The following is a 20,253-nucleotide window of genomic DNA, read 5'->3' as shown; positions in this document are numbered from 1 at the left end:
CTTGTGCTCGAAGAACCGCAGGTGTTCCCAGCTGCGCCGCCGCGTGTCGTGGACCGGCTGATCCGCTGCACCGCAGGACGGGCAGGTAAACCGGCTGCCAGGCTTGAACGTGACCTCGAAGTTGATCTGCTTCGCGCCCGCATCAAACGCCACATCTTCGACATACCACGGAGCCTCCAGCCCAAGCGCCATCGTGAAAAGGCTCGTCGCCGGCTCCATTCCGCCCTCCATCGTTCAAAACGGCCGAAGGCTACCCAAAAACCACGTGCAGGCCAACACCACCCGGCGCGTCCGCCGCTGCGATGGTTGAGTTCTACGCGCCGGACGCGCCTACCGGCCGCACAAAATGTAGCGCCCGTTCAACCCTTGATGAGCCCGGCAACCCACAGAGATCGAGAAGGGACCATATTTATCGCAGGTAGCACTAAGAGTGATACTATGCAAGGTCTTCTGATGACTCTTAAGGACGAAGGCTACAGAGTTGATACGTGCAACGTGCTAGAGGAAGTTCTGCAATCAATCGTGGTGTCGCCGGAAAAGTGGCGCTATCTCTTCGTTGACTTGGATAATTTGCGTGAGGCTGATGAGTATTCGGAAATCATTGACAGTCTATCAGAATTCCGGAGAATTTCTCCAGCCGTTGTGCTTCTGCTGGTTTCCGAAAAATTCGGTTCTGATGATTTTTCAACACATAGATTGCTAATTTCGGATATTTCACTTAAATTGCCGGTTAACGCCGATGAGTTAGCTGACAATTTGGGAATAGCGCGGGCGAATAATTCAATTTGGCAGGCTAGGCTCAGAACCCATTGATTTCCGAGTTACGGTGTGCTTTACTGAATGGAGAACAAGCCGTGAACGTGTCTGATCTTTGTAAGACCGCATGTCTTTTTTCAGCGGCCCGCGCATGATGGTTCAGCCTGTATTCTGATCGCATGGCGGCAGGTGCCGTCGATTTGCGATGGAGGAAGGCATGAAGAAAGAACAACCGACGATCCATGTTGGTATCGACGTTTCGAAGGACAAGCTGGCAGTAGCAATTGCCGGTGGTGGGGTGCGTGACGCGGTTCTTAGCCTGGGCACCTTTGGGAACGCCCCTGCCAGCGTCGACCGGCTGCTCAAAAAACTCTCCCGGCGTGGGTCACCTGTTTCGGTATGCTGTGAAGCGGGGCCCACGGGATATGGCGTTTATCGGCAGGTGCGAGCGTTTGGTTTCGAATGCTGTGTTGTCGCGCCCTCATTGATTCCGGTGCGTGCTGGTGAGCGCGTGAAGACAGACCGGCTGGGTGCAATTCGACTGGCCTGGCTATTGCGTGCCGGAGAACTGACGCCGATCTGGGTGCCTGATGAAACGCATGAGGCGATGCGCGACCTGGTTCGTGCCAGGGAAAGCGCGGCAGAGGACCAGCGGCACAAACGCCAGCTTGTTTCAGCCTTCATGCTGCGCCGTGGACGGATCTATCACCGGACCAAGCCGTGGACGATGCGATCTCGTCGTAACCGCCCGATTTCTATTGCAGAGACTGGTCCTTGACGCGTGCGATGATGTCGAGATCGTCGATGGAGTCTTGCAGGAAGTTGTTCCAGTCCTCGGGCGAGCGCCGGGCGTCCGCGAGCATGTCCTACAGTTCGCAGATGCCATCGTCGGTCAGCGCCGTGACGTATTCGTCTTGCCCGATCTGGACGCTGACGATGCTGACATAGGACAGGTTGTCATCGTTGCTGACGACCGCCTCGAGCAGATCCGGATCTTCGCCCAACTGGCCGGCGACATGGGCGAAGGAGCAGACGTAGGTCGTTGCAGCCATCACGCGGCCTCGCTGTGCGGCTGGCCTGCGGGTTTCCAGTGCCAGGGCAGAAATTCGGCCAGCCGATACGCCAATCGCCCGGCCCATCACCAGTTGGTGCTGTTCAGAGCCTTGAGTTCGGTCGCCAGCCACGGGCTCGCGACCCGGGTTGAGACCGATGTTCCCAACTGCGGACCCCGACAGTTACCTCTTGAGTGCCGTCGAATGCGCGCCGGTGCGCGTGAACGCCTGCCAGTGCAGTTTTTCTGGTTCGGTGTTGATGTGGCGTTGATGTAAACACGCAAAACGGCGGTGGTATAATGGTACCATCAGCCATGCGTTTGATTTATTTGGGAAATTTGGTTGCGGGGGTTGGATTTGAACCAACGACCTTCAGGTTATGAGCCTGACGAGCTACCGAGCTGCTCCACCCCGCGCCAATTTTTATGTGCGTACTTTTTATGACGGTTGCGCGCAAGGGGGGCAGGACGATTTTCCCCGCGCATGAGCGTAATTTTCTGCGCAGTGCGGAGCCCGGATCATCCGGGTGGGTCTGCCCGGCTTTGGGCGGCGTGGCGCGTCGTGCTTGCAGGTGACGCCGGGGTGCGCCAGCGACAGGCCGTGGCGAAGGCCGCGAGATGCGGGCGCAGGGCGTCCCGGTCCGGGTCATCACGACTGACAACGCCTGTCGCCCGGCGGGCTGCCACGCTTAGTCCACCAAGCGGATCTGCGCGGCGAGGCGGGGGCGCACGGTCGCCATGTGGTGAAAGCTGAAAGTCTCCGCAAGCAGCGCGCTCAGGGGTGCGTGGTCCAGCCAAGTCTCGACCAGGATAAGCTGGTCGCCGTCCGGCACGGCCGGCAGCGTGTTGGCGAGGGCGTCGACCTCGGCCTGGCTCAGGGCTGGTGCGCTCTCGGCGGCAAGCGAGCCCAGCAGGGCGAAGCTGTTGTCTGCGGCATCAAAGCGCAGCGTGGTGATACGGACATCCGTGCCCGTACCGCTCTGGCTGATCAGGCGGTGCAAGGCGTTCAGGTCGTCGAGATCGGCCGCGTCGAGGACCGGGGTCTGCCGGGACACCACGTCGCCGACGGCATGCGCCCCGTTCACGTTGCCGATCACCGCGTGATAAGCGGCCGCGGCCGAGACCATCAATAGCCAGGCCGCCAGCAGGACCGGGATCCAGAGCACCGCCTCGATCGAGATGCTGCCGCTCTCATCCGAGACGAAGCGCCGCCAGCGCGAGGGTTCGCGCGGTCCGGCCGTCATGATCCGGCGTCGCTGACGAAGGCCGTGCGGACCACCTGGGCGTAGTGCTCGCCGTCGATCCTGCGCAATGTCGCGCCCAGCCCCGAGGTCGGGAAGAGCGGGTCGAAGAGTGCGCAAATCCGCACCACCGACAGGTTCGTGGTTAGGCCGGTCGTGAAGGTGTTGACCGGCGTGACGGTATCGGTCGAATCGACGCAACCTGTGGACAGCTGGCTGAAGTCCCAGGCCGCGCCGCCGACCTCTTCGAAGGCGAAGAAAACGGTGTCCTCGCAGTTCGAGAACACGATCGCGTCGCCGCAGAACGCCGACTTGCGCTCGCTGAGCGTCATGGACCCGCTGCCATCGAGCCGGATGTCACGCGCGGTCAGGCCCGCGGCCCGCTCGAGCATGGCCTGGCGCACCGCAAGCAGTCCGGTTTCGACGCTTGATATCAACAGAAACGCGAAGACCGGGAAAATCAGGGCGAACTCGATGGTGGCGTTGCCGTCCTCGCGGCGCCGGAAAGCTCCAAGGTGCCGCAGGATCATTGCCTCAACCCGTCCCGGCGGATGGCGTTGGCGATGGATTTCACGACGCCTTCGGTTTCGCTGGCGGTGATGTCGAACGCGTGCGCCGGTGAACTGGCGCAGGCCTCGATCTCGTCGGCGACCTCGGGCGGCGTGTCGATGCCGACCGTGTAGACGACCACGCCGTCGCGGCGTGCCTGCTCGCACTGGGCGCGCAAGTTCGCCAGGCTGCCCAGTTCGTCGTGATCGAAGAAATCCCCGGGGTCCTTGAAGACCTCGGTCGGGGCGTAGTTGCGGGCCGTGGTCCCGTCGTCGGAATCACCGAAGACCTCGCGGATCTGGGCATTGCATTCGTTCTGGTAGTCGAGCTCGCGATCGTCGAAATCCCGGTCGCCGGCATGCGCCAACAGATCGTTGGTGACGGTGAACAGGCCGTCGCCGAAGGCGTCCGACGTGTCGTCGCTGATGTCGATGGCCATCACGTTGGTTTGCGTCATGTCCAGGCCTGACGGGTTCGAGGTGAACATCCAGTTGTTGCCATCGAGGTGGTAGAACTCGGTGCGGTCGGGATCGGCGGGCGCGTCGATGTTCGTGCCCGCATAGACCATGTCCACCGCGGAATTGGTCTCGACGAAGGTGTCGCCGTGATGCGGGGTGAAGCTGTCGCCGTGCAGCGGGCCCAGCGCGCCCAGCGTGCCGTCGCCCACTTTCGACGTGTCCTGTTCGCGAAAGTCGATCGTGCTGCCGCCCTTGACCTCGAAGACCTGGCCGTCGGTCATCACCACGTTGATCGCCTGGATCGTGGTGTTGTTGTCGCCCTGGCGCTTCTGGAGGAAGTTCAGCTCGTCAGTGCCGGGGTGAAGGGCGGTCTCGTCGGCGGGCACCACGACCTCGATGAAATCGACCTGCGACCCGTTCGAAAGCACCACGCTGTCCATCCGCCGAATCGGGTCGAAATGGGCGCGGTTGTCGCCGCGCTGGTTGATGTTGTCGGTGCTCGCCACCTGATTGGGCCGGAAGTGCAGCCGGATCAGCCCGTCGCCATCGGGATCGGCGTTGAGAATCGTGGCCTCGTTGCTCTCGGCGGTCTCGGTGCTGCAAAGGTCCGGGTCTATGCCGGTGCTGGTGCCGGGGTTCTCCTCGTCGTAGCCGTCGCAATCGTTGCCGTGGCCACTGTCGGCATCTCCGTCATCGGCCGTGGTCGTGGTGTCCGATGTCCCGTCATGGAAACGCAGCACCGCGTCGTTCACCGAAAACAACCCGTCTCCATAAGTGTCGGAGGTGTCGTCGCTGACGTCGATGGCAAAGATGTTGGTCTGGTCGGGGTCGAACCCCTCGGGCCGGGTGGTGAACATCAGGTTCTCGCCGCCGAGTTGCCGGAAGGTCGAGAGATCAAAGCAGCTTCCGTCGACGCAATGGGTCCTGTTGTCGCCATCGGGCGCGTCGTCGCTGGTCCCGGCGTAGACGAGGTCGATCGAGGAATTGGTTTCGACGAAGATGTCGCCGTGCTCGGGGGTGAAGCTTTCGCCGTTCAGCGGGCCGGTGCTACCGACTGTGCCGTCACCGACCTTCGAGGTGTCCTGCTCGCGAAAATCGGTGGGGCTGGAGTCCTTGATCGTGAAGCGCTGGCCGTCGCTCATCACCACTGTCAGGGTGCGGATGGTGGTATTGTTGTCGCCCTGTCGCTTTTCCAGGAAGTTGAGTTCGCCCGTCTCCGGGTGGCGGTCAAGCTCGTCGAGCGGCACCACCACCTCCACGCGGTCCACCGTGCTGCCATTCTCAAGGCGCACGTCGGCGAACAGCTTTCGCACGTCGATGTGCGACCGGTTGTCGGCGTGCTGGTTCACGTTGTCGGTGCTGGCCACCTGGTGGCCGTCGAAATAGAGCGTCACAAGGCCGTCACCGTCGGGGTCCGGGTCGGCCGCGGTGGCGCCGTCGTAGTCCGTGTCCTGCGGCGTCTGGTCCGGGTCGTCCCGGGCCGGATCCTCGCAGTAGACGTTTTCGTAGGAGGCGCCCACCGGCCGCGACTGGTCGGTCACGCCGCCATCGGTGACAAGCACCAGGTATTTCTGCGTGGCCTCGGAATAGGGCAGGGGGCGGTTTCCGAACCGCTGCGGGATTTCGCCATTGTAGGCCAGTGTCTCGACGTGCGCCCTTGCGGACGGATCCAGAAGCCCGAGCCCGTATTTCAGCCCGATGTGCGTTCCGGTGCCATCATGCAGACGAATGTTGTCGAGATAGGACTTGATCCGGCCGGGATCATTCTGCGCCACGCGCACCGCCGCCTCGTCCGTGGGACACCAGCCCCAGTCCATCGTTTCGGGGTCGATGTCCCACTCCATGAAATGGGGCAATTGGAGGCCGCTGGCTGTCGGCAGGCCCGGTTCCATGAACTCCGCGTTCAGGACTTCCTTGCACGAGGACTGCCTGTGCCAGCGCTTGCCGCCAAGGCGCTTGAACAGCGTCCGGCCCGGATTCACCTGACCGGCGAAGGGCACGAGGTTGATCGAGGTCGTCTCGGCGAGGTCGTCCGCCAGAACGCGGTCCGCGAACGCGCCGGCGCCATCGCGCAGGAACTCGATGCGCTGACGCCCGCCCGAAGCGTACCGCATGGACCCCGAGATGTCGAAGACCATCGAGATTTCCTTGCCACCGTTCGGCACGTAGGCGGCCGCCGAGGCCGGGGCCGACAAGCTTTCCAGCCCGACGAGTCCGGGAAACTGCGTTCCGACCTCGTCCTCCGCCGACGCGGTGATCTGTCGCTCGGTGGCCGTGCTGGTGTCGCGCACCCCGATCAGCTGGTCTGACAGGCCCAGTGTCGTCAGGCTTTCGCCCACGAAGTCGGTGCCGGCGTTCTCGGGGTCGGCCGCGGCGGTCAGCACGGCCCGGTCCAGCGCGTTCTGAAGCCGGGTACGCTTGAACTCGGTATGCATCAGGTCCAGCGCCAGCCCGCCGACCGTCAGGATGACCAGGAACACGAACAACGAGAACAGGCCGATCGCGCCGGACTCCTGCGATGCGAACCGGGCGAGTTTCTCTGCACAGGTGCGCCGTCGGCCGATCAGAAGACCTAGGAGACGTAGGAACTGCATGGTGAACGTTCGCTCCCGATTGCTGCAGACTTCATATCTTCCGGCGAATTGCGACGAATCTGAGGCAGAAGCGCGGCGTTATTTCGCGCCCACCTGCCGGCACGTGGCAGGCCGCGCCGTCAAACTCGTCCGCCCATGCGACGCCGACGTTTTGTACAAACCGTGATGCTGGGGGGCCGGGCGTTGTACAAAACGTCCCGAAACGGCTAGAACCGTTCGGCTCGCAGCACTTCCACGTCGGTGATGGTGACCACGCCGATGTGCTTGTCCACCACGTCGAAGGCTGCTTCCAACAGCGCGTCCAGCCGCTCGGGCTTGATGATGCAGACCACCTGCACCATGCCGCTGGCGCGGCTGACCTGCCCCTCGCGCGACCACGTGCCGGACCGGCCCGATCCGCCCAGAACCGGCAGGATGGAATAGCCCGTCACCCCGGCAGCCTCGATCGTATCGGTCAGCCGCTTCTGCATGATCGCCTCGATGGTGATGACCACGCGCTTTGCCTTGTGGGTCTGCATGTCAGCCTCCGGTGGCCAGTCGGGCCAGCGTCACGTAAAGCGGGATGCCGACCGTCAGGTTGAACGGGAATGTTATTCCCAGTGACAGGGTCAGGTAAATCGACGGGTTCGCCTCGGGCAGGGCCACGCGCATCGCCGCGGGCACCGCGATGTAGCTGGCCGAGGCCGACAGCACCATGAGCAGCACGGCGCCGCCGGTGCTGAGCCCGATCAGCAGCGCCGCCGCCAGTCCGGCCAGGCTGCCGATCACCGGCATCAGGATGCCGAAGGCGATGGCCCCACCGCCCAGAACGCCGCGCACGTCACGCAACCCGCGCCCCGCGACCAGCCCCATATCCAGCAGAAACAGGCAAAGCACGCCGGTAAAGGGTGCGACGATGAAGCTGGAGATGCTCGCCAGCCCCTCTTCGCCCGTGACCATGCCGATGAGAAAGGCGCCCACCAGCAGAACGATTGAGCCGTTGAGCAGGATTTCCCGCAGCAGCGCGCCGTCCATCCGTTTGTCGGACCCGCCGGTCGAGATCAGCCAGAGCGCCGAGAGGATCGCCGGGGCCTCCATCACGGCGGCGACGGCGACCATGTACCCCTCAGACGAGAGGCCGCGCCCCTCCAGCACCGAGGTGGCGGCGACGAAGGTCACGATGGAGATCGACCCATAGTGCCCGGCAACCGCGGCCGCATCAGTGCGCGACATCTTCGTCATGATCTTCAGCAGATTGAAGGCGACCAGGGGCAGACCGGCCGACAGGATCAGCCCGGCCGTGATCGTCGCCACCAGCGTGGCGTCCACGCCGTGGCTCGCCACGCTGGCGCCGCCCTTGAAGCCGATGGCGAAGAGAAGATAGATCGACAATCCCTTGGCGACGGCCTCGGGCACCGACAGATCCGACCGGCCCAGGGCTGCGGCCACGCCTAGGATGAAGGACAGAATGACAGGGGACAGAAGGTTCTGGGCGGCAAGAGAAAGGATGTCGGCCATCAGGCACCCCGGGTTGTCGCAGGTTGCCGGTGATTATGACCAAATTGCCGCAAGGGCAACCGCAAAGGGATTACAGCGGGGTGAATTCCCCGGTTCGCGGGTCAAGGCCGGAAAGGCTGCCCGCGCCGATGTCGTTCCACAGCCCGTGCAGCGTCAGCCGTCCGGCCTCCATGGCCTGGCGCACGAAGGGGAAGGTGGTCAGGTTGTCAAGCGAGGTCCGAACCGCCTGCTGCTCCAGTTCCCGCAGGCGACTGGCCTCGTCGCCCTCGGGCAGGGTCTCGAACTTGCCGCGCAGGATCTTCATCCAACGGCCCACGAAGCTGGAACTGCTCGCGAGTTCCGGCGCCTTGCCCGAACACATGTCATAACAGCCCTTCACGCCGCCGCAGTTGGAATGGCCCAGAACGATCAAATGGGCGACCTTGAGAACCGTAACCGCGTATTCGACCGAGGCCGAGGTTCCGTGGGTCTCTCCGTCGGGCGCATGGGGCGGCACAAGGTTGGCCACGTTGCGGTGGATGAAGAATTCGCCCTGATCGGCCCCGAAGATCGAGGTGACATGGCCCCGGCTGTCACAGCAGGAAATCACCATGGCACGGGGATGCTGGCCCATCTCGGCCAGGTGCTGATACCAGGTGGTGTTGCGGGCATAGGTCGTGGCCCGCCAGCCATGGTAGCGATTGACAAGATAGTCGGGCAAGGGGCTTGGGGCGGTCGTCATTGGCCTGCCTTCCGTTGGGTCCAAGTCATGGAACAACTACGCGCAATTCGTCGAAATTTCGAGGGAAAACGCCGTTGCGCCCCGTCGCCGTGTTACCTCCTTCGAAACCGTTTCGCACCAATATGATCCGTGTGGTGAATATCAAGGGCCCCGCACGGTATCGCGGGGAATGGGGAAAATGCAGATCATCAGGATGGTCCTGCGCGAGGCGGGACAACATGACCAATGCCTGCCCGTGGCGGGCGAAGCGGCAGATGTCGCGGATGTCCGGCGGACCGAGGATTTCATATCGGTCTGCGTGACCGACCTTGGCCGCCACCTGCGCCGCCTGGAGGATGACTACCGCCTGGCCGAGCCCGAGCGCCTCGACAGCCGCTTGCATGCCATCGTCGCCCTGGCCGACAGGATCGGGATGCGGCAGGTCGCGCGGGTCGGGGCCGATGCGCATTACTGCCATGTGGCCGGGGACGAACCGGCCCTGGCGGCGACCCTGTCGCGGCTCATGCGCCTGCTGACCGCCACGCTGGACGAGATCGGCATGACCCGCCCCATTTCCTGACCGGTTGCAGCGCGCCCGCCATGCAGTAGGCTGCGAGTACAGCCAAGCCGGAAAGGGCCCGCGCGATGAAATTTCTCCCTCCCGACACGCCGACGATCCCCCTGCATGCCGTCACCACCGAGGATCTGGAGGCGCAGCTCGACGTGCTGCCTGCCGCCCGGGCCGCCTGGCTGCGCGCGGCAGGGTTCTCGGGGCAGGTTGGTGAGCGGCACCTTGTCCCGGACGATGCGGGTGGGATCGCCTGTGCCTTTGCCGGGCTGGGCAGTGCCGCTCAGCGGCGGCGCAAGCGCCTCGCATTGGCCGAGGCTGCGCAGGGCCTGCCCGGCGGGAACTATCATCTGGAAACCACGCTGGAGGGCGCCGCGCTGGACGAGGCGGCGCTGGCCCTGTTGCTGAGCGGCTACCGCTTCGACCGGTATCGGACCGCTTGCGAGGACGGGCCGCGCTTTGCCGCCCCGGCGGGTATCGATTCTGTCCGGCTGGAGGCCATAGCGGCGGGCGAGGGGCTGACCCGCGACCTGATCAACACGCCCGCCAACGACATGGGCCCGCAGGAGCTTGCCGCGGCCGCCTCGCGGCTGGCCGAGGATCACGGGGCCGCGATCGAGATCACCGAAGGCGATGCGCTGCTGGCGCAGAACCTGCCGCTGATCCATACCGTCGGCCGGGCATCCGCCCGCGCCCCGCGCCTCATCGACCTGCGCTGGGGCGACGCGGGGCCCCGGCTGACGCTGGTGGGCAAGGGCGTGATTTTCGACACCGGCGGGCTGAACCTGAAGCCCGGTGGCTCCATGGCGCTGATGAAAAAGGACATGGGCGGCGCGGCAACCGTTCTGGGCCTGGCGCAGATGATCATGGCGCTGGGCCTGAAGCTGCGGTTGCGGGTGCTGATCCCCGCGGTGGAAAACGCGGTGGGCGGCGATGCCTTCCGTCCCGGCGACATCCTGACCAGCCGCAAGGGGCTGACGGTCGAAATCAACAACACCGACGCCGAGGGGCGGCTGGTACTGGCGGATGCGCTGGCCCTGGCCGACGAGGAGGCGCCCGACCGGATCGTGTCCTACGCCACGCTGACCGGCGCCGCCCGCGCCGCCGTGGGGCCCGACATCGCGCCCTTCTACACCACCGATGCGCCCATGGCCGAGGCCCTGCCGAAAGCCGGGGATCTTGTGGCCGATCCTGTCTGGCAGATGCCGTTCCATGACCCCTACGAGGCCATGATCGAGCCGGGGATCGCGGATCTGGACAACGCGCCCGCGGGCGGTTTCGCCGGGTCGGTCACCGCGGCGCTGTTCCTGCGCCGTTTCGTCGAGGCCGCGCCCTACACGCATTTCGACATCTACGGCTGGCAACCCGCCCCGGCCCCGGCGCGCCCCAAGGGCGGCGTGGGGCAGGGCGCGCGCGCCCTGTTGCAGGCCCTGCCGGGGGTGCTGTCGTCGTGAGCGATCCGCGCCTGACCCCGGTCAATGACCGCATCGTCGCGCGCTGGCTTGTGGAGGCGTACCCCGACCGCGCCCCGGCAGACCCTGAACCGCCCTGCCATGTCGCCACGCCGGTCCTTGACTTGAGCCTGTCCCCGGGCGGGCCGCGGGACAGGCAGTTGCGCTATGGTGAGGGGTTCGAGGTGCTGGAACGGCGGGATGGCTTCGCCTTCGGCATCGCCCCTCTGGCCGAATATGTGGGCTGGGTGGCCGAGTCAGGCCTGACCCCGGCCAGCGACCGCGGCGCGGCGCTGGACTGGATCGGCGCCCGGCAGACGCATGTCTACGCCGCGCCAGACTTCAAATCGCCCGAGCGAATGGCGCTGCCGCATATGGCCATCGTTGCCGCAGGCGAGACCGAGGGCCGGTTCACCCGGACCGAACTGGGCTGGGTGTCGACCGCGCATCTGGCCGACAGGCCGGAAACGGACCCGGTGGCGGTGGCCGAACGCTATCTGGGCACCCCCTATTTGTGGGGGGCGAATTCGGCCTTCGGGATCGACTGTTCCGGGCTGGTGCAGGTGGCCCTGCACGCCTGCGGGCAGCCATGCCCCGGTGACAGTGACCTGCAGGAGGCCGCGCTGGGAGAGGCTGTCGCACCGGAGGCGCCGGTGCACCGCGGCGACCTGTTCTTCTGGTCGGGCCACGTCGCCCTTGCCGTGGACGAGCACACCCTCATCCATGCCAACGTGCATCACATGGCGGTGGCGCTCGAGCCGATCGACGCCGCCATGTCCCGGATCGCCGCGCAGGGCGACGGGCCGGTCACGGCGCGCAGACGGCTGTAGCGGGGGCGGAAAAGGCCCGTCCACGGGCCTTTCTACTCTACTGCACGGATCAACTTGCGGTCGAGCACCCGCAGCACGGTCTTGAGATCGTCGCCGCGCTTGAGCACCTGACCCTCCATCCCGATGACGGAATACTGCCCCTGCCGCAGACGCATCTTGGGGCGCTTCTCGATGCGATAGACAGGCACTTCGGCGGTGCGGCGAAAGACCGAGAAGACAGCAACGTCCTTGAGGAAGGACATGCCGTAGTCGCGCCATTCCCCGGCGGCGACCATGCGGCCATAGAGCGACAGGATCACGTTCAGCTCGGACTTGTGAAAGGCCACCTTCTGGCCTTCTCGGGTTGTCAGCGGGATGGGCGGTTGCGCATTCATGACCAACAGACTTGCCTCTCTGCGCGGTTTTTTCAACCCGTCTCGTCAGCGGCGCGCCGAACCGGGTTCAGCCGCAATAGATCCGCGTGATCCGCTCCGCTTCGGATACCATGAAATTGATCCGGTCGGGACGGTGATCCATGGTGACGGCCGTGCCGGGCCGGATCACGCGGACGGGCCCCATGATCAGCACCCGTTCCAGCGCCGTCGCGTCCTGTCCGATCAGGCCTGCGTGGGCCCGCGCGCCGCAGCTGTCCGCGCTTTCGGGCGGCACCTCGGGCTGCGGGGTATCGGACGGGGCCATGGCGCCGCAGGCGGCAAGGCCAAGGAGGAGAGCAGTCAGGCACAGGTGTCGCATGGGGCAATCCTCGCATTTCCTCCGTCGAAATCAACTCTGGTGCTTGCAACCCGTCACGGCTTACAACAGGGTCCCGCCAAAGGATCAGGGAGGAGCCACCATGCGTACCCGCGCCGCCGTTGCCACCGCCGCCGGAAAGCCGCTCGAAATCATGGACGTGAACCTGGAAGGCCCGCGGGCGGGTGAGGTCCTCGTCGAGATCAAGGCCACAGGCATCTGTCACACAGACGATTTCACGCTCTCGGGTGCCGATCCCGAGGGGCTGTTTCCGGCCATCCTGGGCCACGAGGGCGCGGGCGTCGTGCTCGAGGTGGGCGCGGGCGTCAAAAGCCTGCAGCCCGGAGACCACGTGATCCCGCTCTACACCCCAGAATGCCGGGAATGCGAATATTGCCTGAGTGGCAAGACCAACCTGTGCCAGGCGATCCGCGGCACCCAGGGCCGGGGCCTCATGCCCGACGGCACCAGCCGGTTCAGCACGCTCGATGGCGATCCGATCCTGCACTACATGGGCTGCTCGACCTTTGCGAACCACACCGTCCTGCCCGAGATCGCGCTGGCCAAGGTGCGGCCCGACGCGCCTTTCGACAAGATCTGCTACATCGGCTGCGGCGTGACCACCGGGGTCGGCGCCGTGATCAAAACGGCCAAGGTCGAAATCGGCGCGCGCGCCATCGTCTTTGGTCTGGGCGGCATCGGGCTGAATGTCATCCAGGGGCTGCGGCTGGCTGGGGCGGACCAGATCGTCGGCGTCGACCTGAACCCCGACAAGAAGGTCACGGCCAAACGCTTTGGCATGACCGATTTCGTCAACCCGGCCGAGGTCGAGGGCGACCTGGTGCCCTACCTTGTCGATCTGACCGGCGGTGGCGGGGATTATACATTCGACGCCACCGGCAACGTGGACGTGATGCGCGCCGCGCTGGAATCGGCCCACAAGGGTTGGGGCGAAAGCGTGATCATAGGCGTGGCCCCGGCGGGCGCCGAGATTTCCACCCGCCCTTTCCAGCTGGTGACCGGCCGGGTCTGGCGGGGCACGGCCTTTGGCGGGGCAAGGGGCCGCACGGATGTGCCGAAAATCGTCGACTGGTACATGGACGGCAAGATCGAGATCGACCCGATGATCACCCACACCATGGGGCTGGACGATATCAACACCGGCTTTGATCTGATGCACAGCGGCGAGTCGATCCGTTCGGTCGTCGTCTACTAGGACACACCACCTCGGAGGGCACATGCCGGACCCCAGCAGCCTCTATGCCGTGCTGATCGACGCGGACAACGTCTCGTCCAGCCACGCCGAGGCGATCCTCAAGGAAATAACGCAGTTCGGTGAGCCTGCCCTGCGCCGGGTCTACGGCGACTGGTCCACCGGCCACCTGGCGGGCTGGAAGAAAACCGCGGCCGAGCTGGGGCTGGTGCAGCGGCAATTGCCCTCGAACACGACCGGCAAGAACGCCACCGATATCGGGCTGGTCATCGACGCCATGGACATCCTGCATTCGGGCCGCTTCGACGGCTTCGTTCTGGTCAGTTCCGACAGCGATTTCACCGCGCTGGCCAGCCGCATCCGCGAACAGGGCCTGGCGGTGATCGGCATCGGCGAGGCCAAGACCCCCGTCAGCCTGCGCAACACCTGCAACCGCTTCGTTCTGATCGAGAACATCGCCGAAGAGGACGCGCCGCAAACGGGCAAACGCAAGCCCACCGAGGCGGTGCCGCTGATCCGGCGCGCCATGGATGCGGTCGACCAGGAGAGCGACTGGGTCGGCCTCGGCGCGATCGGGCAGAAGCTGGTGGCCGACAATCCCGACTTCGACCCGCGCACCTACGGCAAGAAGAAGCTGAGCGACCTTGTCGGCTCGCTCAAGCTGTTCGAACTGCGCCGGGGGTCGGGCAACCACATGGAAGTGCGCCGCAAGGACTGAAGGCTGGCCGGACGGTCAGCGGCCGTAGCGGGCCATGAACATCTCGACCGCCCCGGTCAGGATCATCTCCAGTTCGTCCTCGCCGAACTCTGTCTGGACCCCGCAGGTGATGCGGGTGAAAATCCGCGCTTTGCACAGTTCGGCGAACTGGTCGGCGGCAAGCAGGGGGTCGTCGATGCGCAACCGGCCCGCCTGCGCGGCGCAGGCCAGATAGTGGCTGAAATGCGCGCGCACCAGACCCGGACCCGAATCGTAGAACATGCACCCGAGTTCCGGAAAGCGCTGCGCCTCGGAGGAACACAGGCCCACGACCTGCTGGCCGAATTTCGAGGTCAGGAAAGTCATCAGCCGTTTGCCCGCCCGGTAAAGCACGTCTTCCGGCGGGCCGTCGATGTCGATCTCGGCCAGCGAGAGTTGCGCCTGACGCTCGCTTTCGTGCTTGGCGACCTCGGCGAAAAGCAGGCGTTTGTCGGGGAAATAGCTGTAAAGCGTGGCCTTGGACACACCCGCGGCGCGGGCGATCTCATCGACCGAGGCCCCCTCATAGCCATGAGCCATGAAGACCTGCCGAGCGCCCGCCAGAACCTGGTCGAACTTGCGGCCTCTCTTGATCTCGATATCGCCGTCGGCCATCGCTCCTCCTTGGCGCATGTATAAGCTGTTCGGTTCACTTTCAGCAAGGAATCCGGCAGGTCGGCGCCTCGGATGGCGCGGGTCAGCCTGTCCATGGCCGGGGCTTGCAATCCAAAAGATCTGCGGCATATTAGAATAATTCTAAACCACGAGGTGTTGCCGTGATCCCCGGAGTCCCATCCCGCCGTCGTTTCAAGGACCTGACCGAACAGGAGGTCCTGGCCCTCGCCATCTCCTCGGAGGAGGACGACGCCCGCATCTATCGCAGCTATGCCGAGATGCTGCGCGCCGATTTTCCTGCCTCCGCCAAGGTCTTTGACGGCATGGCCGAAGAAGAGGACAGACACCGCCACCGGCTGATCGACCTGCACGAGGCCCGCTTCGGCAAGGTCATCCCCTTGTTGCGGCGCGAGCATGTCGCCGGTTTCCATGCCCGCCGCCCCGTCTGGCTGGTCGAGAACCTCGGGCTGGAGCGTATCCGCGAAGAGGCGCATCTTATGGAGCGTGACGCCCAGCGCTTCTATGAGACGGCCGCCGCCGCCACCACGGAGTCCGAAACCCGCAAGTTGCTGGGCGATCTGGCCGCGGCCGAGGCCAGCCATGCCGATACCGCCGACGCGCTGGAGCAGGAACACCTGGGCGAGGCGGCCCGAACCGACGAGGATTCCGAGGCGCATCGCCGCTTTGTCCTGACCTGGGTGCAGCCGGGGCTTGCCGGGCTGATGGACGGTTCGGTCTCGACGCTGGCGCCGATCTTTGCCACGGCCTTCGCCACGCAGGACACCTGGACGACCTTCCTGGTCGGGCTCGCGGCATCGGTCGGCGCCGGGATTTCCATGGGCTTTACCGAGGCCGCTTCGGATGACGGGCAGATTTCGGGGCGTGGCTCGCCCTTCAAGCGGGGTCTGGCCAGCGGCGTCATGACCACGCTTGGCGGGCTGGGCCACGCGCTGCCCTACCTGATCCCGGATTTCTGGACGGCGACCATCACGGCGATCATCGTCGTATTCGTCGAGCTTTGGGCCATCGTCTGGATCCAGAACCGGTTCATGGACACGCCGTTCCTGCGGGCCACGTTCCAGGTGGTGCTGGGCGGGGCGCTGGTCTTTTCCGCAGGGGTGCTGATCGGCGGAGGCTAGCAGGGGGCGGTCCACCCACCTCTTGGCCTTCGGCCAATTCACCCCCGAGGATATTTCCGGCCAGAAGAAACACGGGGAGGGGTGCGGCGCGGTCTGCCGGGGACATCCGCATTGCCGCTTGCCCCGCCGGCCGAGCGTGCTATCGCTGCGTGCATGTGGGACATCTTCCTTCAGACGCTGCCCTTTTTCGCCCTGATCGGGCTGGGCTACGGCGCGGGCCGGACGGGCTTTTTCACCGCCGAGGCCACGGCCTGGCTGACAAAGTTCGTCTTCTATTTCGCCCTTTCGGCGATGTTGTTCCGCTTTGCGGCGAACCTGTCCATCGGGGATATCTTCGATTGGCCCTTCGTGCTGGCCTATTTCTGGGGAACGCTGCTGATCTACCTCGTCGCCACCGGTGTCGCCCTTCTGCGCCGCCGCGGGATCGAGGAGGCGGCGGTCGAGGCGCAATGCGCCGTGATCGGCAATGTCGGCTTCCTGGGCATCCCAATGCTGGCCATGCTCCTGGGGCCGCAGGCGATCCCGGCGGTCATGATGGTCCTGTCCGTGGACCTGATCGTTTTCGGCTCGTTGATCGTGATCCTGATCACCGGATCACGCGACGGTCGGATGAGCCTGGGCATCCTGCGCACTGTCGGGCTGGGTCTGCTCAGGAATCCGATGATCATGTCCATCGGCCTTGGATTGATCGTCTCGGCCCTGTCGCTGCCCATCCCCGGACCGGTGAACAACTTTCTGGAAATCCTCGGCGCGGCGGCCACGCCGGGGGCGCTGTTCGCCATCGGCGCCTCGCTGGCCAGCAAGTCCGCCGAGCGTGTCGCGGTCGCGGGCTGGCTGTCGTTTGCCAAGCTGGTGCTGCACCCGGCGGCCGTCGGTTTCGCCGCGCTGTACCTGCTGCCGGTGGAGCCCTATGCCGCCGGTGTCATGATCGCCGCTGCCGCCTTGCCTGTGGCCGGAAATGTCTACATTTTGGCCCAGCACTACGGGGTTGCGCCGCATCGCGTTTCGGCCTCGATCCTGATCTCGACCGCGGTGAGCGTGGTCACCGTTTCGGGCGTCATCGCCCTTGTCACCGGATAGGGGGGCGCCATGGCCGAAAAACCCGTCTACCAGGCCCTGCCGTAGCCAGGACCAAGAAACCGCTGGATCAGATCATGACCACCTATGAAGGGACGAAATGATGGAAACCCTATCCCAGAACCGTTGTTTCCGAGGCACCCAGGGCGTCTATCGCCACCGCTCGGACGCCTGCGCCTGCGACATGACCTTCGGGCTGTTCCTGCCGCAAGAGGCCGAGGACGGCCCGGTCCCGCTGCTGTGGTATCTGTCGGGCCTGACCTGCACGCATGAGAACGCCATGACCAAGGCGGGCGCACAGGCCTGGGCGGCGGAGCACGGGATCGCACTGTGTTTTCCCGACACCTCGCCCCGGGGCGCGGATGTGGCCGATGACCCGGACTACGATCTGGGCCAGGGCGCCGGCTTCTACGTGAACGCAACGCAGGCGCCCTGGGCCCCGCATTTTCGCATGTGGGATTACCTGTCCGAGGAACTGCCGCGCATCCTTGACAACGGTTTTGCCATCGACCCCGAGCGGCAGGCGATTACCGGTCACTCGATGGGCGGACACGGGGCGTTGACGCTCGCGTTGTCCCTGCCGGGACGGTTCCGGTCGGTCTCGGCCTTTTCGCCGATCTGCAATCCGACCGACAGCGACTGGGGCCGAAAGCAGTTCGAGGCCTACCTCGGCAGCGTCGAGGCGGGCAAGACGCATGACGCCAGCCTGCTGATGCGCGACAGCGGCTTTGACGGGCCGGTCCTGGTCGATGTGGGTACGAGGGACAATTTCTGGGACCTGCTGCGGATCGACGCCCTGGCCGAGGCCATGACGGCGCGGCGCCAGCCGGGCCAGCTGCGCCTGCAAGAGGGCTATGACCACAGCTATTTCTTCGTCTCCAGCTTCATCGAGGAGCATCTGGCCTTTCATGCCGAGGCGCTCTGGGTATGATTTTCGTTGATGGTGATGCCTGCCCGGTCAAGGTCGAGGTCGAGCGCGTGGCGACGCGTCACCGTCACCCGGTCATGATCGTTGCCAATGGCGGGCTGCGCCCTTCGGCCAATCCGCTGGTCGAGACGGTTTTCGTTCCCGACGGCCCCGACGAGGCCGACAAATGGATCGCCGATCATTGCGGCGCCGGCGACGTGGTCGTGACCGCTGACATTCCTTTGGCCGCGCGCTGCGTCGCGACGGGGGCGGCGGTGCTCAAGCCCGATGGCGAGGAACTGACCGCCCGCAACGTGGGCCAGGCGCTGGCCACCCGCGATTTGATGACCGACCTGCGCGCGGCCGACCCGTTTCGCCAGGGCGGCGGCAAGGGCTTCACCAAGGCCGACCGTTCGCGGTTCCTGGATCGGCTGGAACGCCAGTTGCGCCGGCCGGCGCCGCGCTGATCCTGCGCTTGCCCGGCGCTGCAACTCAGGGCTTTCCGCAGCCTTCGGGCGGGACTACTGTTCCGAACAGACCAGGTAGGAACGCTCATGCACCCCCAAGCCGTGATCTTCGACATCGGCAATGTCCTTATCGAGTGGCGGCCCGAACGGTTCTATGACCGCGTCATCGGCACCGACCGGCGCGCGGCCTTCTTCGCGGCCATCGACCTGCACGGGATGAACGACCGCGTCGACCGCGGCGAACCCTTCGCAGATGTCATCACCGAGGTCGCCGCCGCCAACCCGGACTGGGCCGACGAGGTGCGCATGTGGCAGACCCGCTGGATCGACATGGCCGCCCCGGTGATCGACGACTCGGTCCGTATCCTGCGGGCGCTGCGCCGCACCGGCGTGCCCGTCTTCGCCCTGTCGAATTTCGGGATCGAGACCTTCGAGATCGGACGAGAGAACTATCCCTTCCTTGAAGAATTCGACCGCCACTACATCAGCGGGCATATGGGCGTGACAAAGCCCGACCCGCGAATCTACGAGATGGTGGAGGAGGATTGCGGCCTGTCCCCCGAACGGCTCCTGTTCACCGACGACCGCGCCGAGAACATCGCGGCGGCCCGGGCGCGCGGCTGGCAGGGGCATCACTTCGATGGCCCGTCGCGCTGGGGCGAACGGCTGATCGCAGAGGGACTCATCACGCAGGAGGGACTGGCATGACGACGATCATCCCCTTTGACGCGGGCGAGGCCGGTCTGGACTGGCTGGCCCTGACCGAGGCGCTGGCAGCCGGGCACGACCGTCCGCGCGCCTCGGTGGACGATCTGTTTCTTTACCGTGATCCGGACACGCTGCTGAACCGCTCGGCCTGGATCGACGGGATGGGGATCGCGGTGAAATGTGCCACCATCTTTCCCTGCAATCCCGCCAAGGGGGATCCGATGATCAACGGGGCGGTGATGCTGTTTGCCGACAAGGGCGGGCAGCTGGAGGCGGTTCTCGATTTCCACCTCGTGACCAAGTGGAAGACTGCCGGTGACAGCCTGCTGGCCGCGCGCCGCCTGGCCCGGCCCGACAGTCGCAAGATCCTGATCGTCGGGGCGGGCACTGTGGGCCGGTCGCTCTGGCAGGCCTATGGCGCGGCCTTTCCCGGGGCCGAGTTCACCGTCTGGAACCGCTCGCCCGAGGGGGCGGGGCGCTTCGTGCAGGATTGCCCCGGTGTGCGCGTGGCCGAGGATTTGCAAAGGGCGGTCGAACAGGCCGACATCGTCGCCATGGCCACCATGAGCACCGAACCGCTGCTGCGGGGTGACTGGCTGCAACCGGGCCAGCACGTTGATCTGATCGGCGCCTATCGCCCCGACATGCGCGAGGCTGACGATACGGTTCTGAACCGCGCCCGCATCTTCGTGGACAGCCGTGACACCACGCTGGGCCATATCGGCGAGTTGCGCATTCCGCTGGAGACGGGCGCGATCACCCGCGGCGATGTGGTGGCCGACTACTACGAACCGGACGCATTCACCCGGCGTTCATCCGACGAGATCACGGTGTTCAAGAATGGTGGCGGCGCGCACCTGGACTTGATGACAAGCCGCTACATCCTGGGGCGGTGGCCGGGCTGATGGCCTCGACACGGGCCGCGGCCTACGCTTTTCAACCGCCGCGGTGCGCGCTATCACCCGGG

24 protein-coding genes and 1 tRNA gene are annotated in these 20,253 nt (G+C 65.2%); 13 read left to right on the top strand and 12 right to left on the bottom strand.

Going from position 1 to position 20,253, the window contains the following annotated elements:
* A partial coding sequence (locus ACH107_RS00840; RefSeq protein WP_412504222.1) for a transposase family protein occupies positions 1-219 on the bottom strand: 219 nt, incomplete at its 3' end.
* Between the two features lie 219 nt (positions 220-438).
* Here ACH107_RS00840 and ACH107_RS00835 point away from each other — a divergent pair.
* Together ACH107_RS00835 and ACH107_RS00830 are read left to right on the top strand one after the other, a co-directional pair.
* On the top strand, positions 439-813 hold the full coding sequence (locus tag ACH107_RS00835) for a hypothetical protein (protein WP_412504221.1): 375 nt from the start codon (positions 439-441) through the stop codon (positions 811-813).
* A 160-nt stretch (positions 814-973) separates the two neighbouring features.
* Positions 974-1,534, top strand: coding sequence for an IS110 family transposase (locus ACH107_RS00830; RefSeq protein ID WP_412504220.1), 561 nt, complete (start codon positions 974-976; stop codon positions 1,532-1,534).
* Between the two features lie 88 nt (positions 1,535-1,622).
* Here ACH107_RS00830 and ACH107_RS00825 read toward each other — a convergent pair whose 3' ends face one another.
* The 8 genes from ACH107_RS00825 to ACH107_RS00790 form a co-directional block, all read right to left on the bottom strand.
* Complete coding sequence (locus ACH107_RS00825; protein WP_412504219.1) at positions 1,623-1,808, bottom strand: hypothetical protein; 186 nt, start codon at positions 1,806-1,808, stop codon at positions 1,623-1,625.
* A 339-nt stretch (positions 1,809-2,147) separates the two neighbouring features.
* Positions 2,148-2,224: transfer RNA gene (locus tag ACH107_RS00820), tRNA-Met, on the bottom strand.
* Positions 2,225-2,496: 272 nt separating this feature from the next.
* Complete coding sequence (locus ACH107_RS00815) at positions 2,497-3,051, bottom strand: TadE/TadG family type IV pilus assembly protein (protein ID WP_412504218.1); 555 nt, start codon at positions 3,049-3,051, stop codon at positions 2,497-2,499.
* On the bottom strand, positions 3,048-3,578 hold the full coding sequence (locus ACH107_RS00810) for a TadE/TadG family type IV pilus assembly protein (protein ID WP_412504217.1): 531 nt from the start codon (positions 3,576-3,578) through the stop codon (positions 3,048-3,050). Before ACH107_RS00810 ends, ACH107_RS00815 begins: the two co-directional genes overlap by 4 nt.
* On the bottom strand, positions 3,575-6,649 hold the full coding sequence (locus tag ACH107_RS00805; RefSeq protein ID WP_412504216.1) for a Tad domain-containing protein: 3,075 nt from the start codon (positions 6,647-6,649) through the stop codon (positions 3,575-3,577). The genes ACH107_RS00810 and ACH107_RS00805 overlap by 4 nt, the downstream gene beginning before the upstream one ends.
* Before the next feature lie 206 nt (positions 6,650-6,855).
* Positions 6,856-7,167 carry a P-II family nitrogen regulator gene (locus ACH107_RS00800; protein ID WP_310692190.1) on the bottom strand — a complete coding sequence of 104 codons (312 nt, stop codon included), beginning with the start codon at positions 7,165-7,167 and terminating at the stop codon, positions 6,856-6,858.
* 1 nt (position 7,168) lies between these two features.
* Positions 7,169-8,146 (bottom strand): sodium-dependent bicarbonate transport family permease, encoded by a 978-nt coding sequence (locus ACH107_RS00795; RefSeq protein WP_310692189.1) that lies wholly within the window; start codon positions 8,144-8,146, stop codon positions 7,169-7,171.
* Between the two features lie 70 nt (positions 8,147-8,216).
* Positions 8,217-8,867, bottom strand: coding sequence for a carbonic anhydrase (locus ACH107_RS00790; protein WP_412504215.1), 651 nt, complete (start codon positions 8,865-8,867; stop codon positions 8,217-8,219).
* Between the two features lie 178 nt (positions 8,868-9,045).
* On the opposite strand from ACH107_RS00790, the gene ACH107_RS00785 reads away from it, so the two are divergent.
* From ACH107_RS00785 to ACH107_RS00775, 3 genes are all read left to right on the top strand, one after another.
* Positions 9,046-9,426, top strand: a complete 381-nt coding sequence (locus ACH107_RS00785; protein WP_412504214.1) for a hypothetical protein — start codon at positions 9,046-9,048, stop codon at positions 9,424-9,426.
* 65 nt (positions 9,427-9,491) lie between these two features.
* The gene (locus ACH107_RS00780; RefSeq protein ID WP_412504213.1) at positions 9,492-10,868 is read left to right on the top strand and encodes a leucyl aminopeptidase family protein; all 1,377 of its coding nucleotides are present in this window, start codon (positions 9,492-9,494) and stop codon (positions 10,866-10,868) included.
* Positions 10,865-11,695, top strand: a complete 831-nt coding sequence (locus tag ACH107_RS00775; protein ID WP_412504212.1) for an NlpC/P60 family protein — start codon at positions 10,865-10,867, stop codon at positions 11,693-11,695. Before ACH107_RS00780 ends, ACH107_RS00775 begins: the two co-directional genes overlap by 4 nt.
* Before the next feature lie 32 nt (positions 11,696-11,727).
* Here ACH107_RS00775 and ACH107_RS00770 read toward each other — a convergent pair whose 3' ends face one another.
* Positions 11,728-12,069 carry a DUF2794 domain-containing protein gene (locus ACH107_RS00770; protein ID WP_310690152.1) on the bottom strand — a complete coding sequence of 114 codons (342 nt, stop codon included), beginning with the start codon at positions 12,067-12,069 and terminating at the stop codon, positions 11,728-11,730.
* A gap of 67 nt (positions 12,070-12,136) precedes the next feature.
* Positions 12,137-12,427 (bottom strand): I78 family peptidase inhibitor, encoded by a 291-nt coding sequence (locus ACH107_RS00765; protein WP_412504211.1) that lies wholly within the window; start codon positions 12,425-12,427, stop codon positions 12,137-12,139.
* A gap of 100 nt (positions 12,428-12,527) precedes the next feature.
* Between ACH107_RS00765 and ACH107_RS00760 the strand changes: the two genes are divergently transcribed.
* A complete protein-coding gene (locus tag ACH107_RS00760) occupies positions 12,528-13,640 on the top strand; it encodes an S-(hydroxymethyl)glutathione dehydrogenase/class III alcohol dehydrogenase (RefSeq protein WP_412504210.1) in 1,113 nt (370 codons plus the stop codon).
* A 22-nt stretch (positions 13,641-13,662) separates the two neighbouring features.
* Positions 13,663-14,355: an NYN domain-containing protein gene (locus ACH107_RS00755; RefSeq protein ID WP_310690149.1), complete on the top strand. Its 693-nt coding sequence runs from the start codon at positions 13,663-13,665 to the stop codon at positions 14,353-14,355.
* A 15-nt stretch (positions 14,356-14,370) separates the two neighbouring features.
* Here the strand turns inward: ACH107_RS00755 and ACH107_RS00750 are convergent, their stop codons facing one another.
* A complete protein-coding gene (locus ACH107_RS00750) occupies positions 14,371-14,988 on the bottom strand; it encodes a TetR/AcrR family transcriptional regulator (protein ID WP_412504209.1) in 618 nt (205 codons plus the stop codon).
* Between the two features lie 161 nt (positions 14,989-15,149).
* On the opposite strand from ACH107_RS00750, the gene mbfA reads away from it, so the two are divergent.
* The 6 genes from mbfA to ACH107_RS00720 all read left to right on the top strand — a co-directional run bounded on the left by mbfA (position 15,150) and on the right by ACH107_RS00720 (position 20,191).
* The gene (gene mbfA, locus ACH107_RS00745) at positions 15,150-16,127 is read left to right on the top strand and encodes an iron exporter MbfA (protein WP_310690147.1); all 978 of its coding nucleotides are present in this window, start codon (positions 15,150-15,152) and stop codon (positions 16,125-16,127) included.
* A 153-nt stretch (positions 16,128-16,280) separates the two neighbouring features.
* A complete protein-coding gene (locus ACH107_RS00740) occupies positions 16,281-17,207 on the top strand; it encodes an AEC family transporter (RefSeq protein ID WP_310690146.1) in 927 nt (308 codons plus the stop codon).
* 100 nt (positions 17,208-17,307) lie between these two features.
* Entirely contained in the window at positions 17,308-18,135 is an 828-nt protein-coding gene (gene fghA / locus ACH107_RS00735) for an S-formylglutathione hydrolase (protein ID WP_412504208.1), read from the top strand.
* Positions 18,132-18,578 (top strand): YaiI/YqxD family protein, encoded by a 447-nt coding sequence (locus tag ACH107_RS00730; protein WP_310690144.1) that lies wholly within the window; start codon positions 18,132-18,134, stop codon positions 18,576-18,578. Before fghA ends, ACH107_RS00730 begins: the two co-directional genes overlap by 4 nt.
* An 87-nt stretch (positions 18,579-18,665) precedes the next feature.
* Positions 18,666-19,286: an HAD family hydrolase gene (locus tag ACH107_RS00725; protein ID WP_412504207.1), complete on the top strand. Its 621-nt coding sequence runs from the start codon at positions 18,666-18,668 to the stop codon at positions 19,284-19,286.
* The gene (locus tag ACH107_RS00720) at positions 19,283-20,191 is read left to right on the top strand and encodes an ornithine cyclodeaminase family protein (protein ID WP_412504206.1); all 909 of its coding nucleotides are present in this window, start codon (positions 19,283-19,285) and stop codon (positions 20,189-20,191) included. The genes ACH107_RS00725 and ACH107_RS00720 overlap by 4 nt, the downstream gene beginning before the upstream one ends.
* Positions 20,192-20,253 lie beyond the last annotated feature (62 nt).

The organism is Roseovarius halophilus (ex Wu et al. 2025), assembly GCF_047086965.1.
This window is presented reverse-complemented; position numbering and strand designations above follow the sequence as displayed.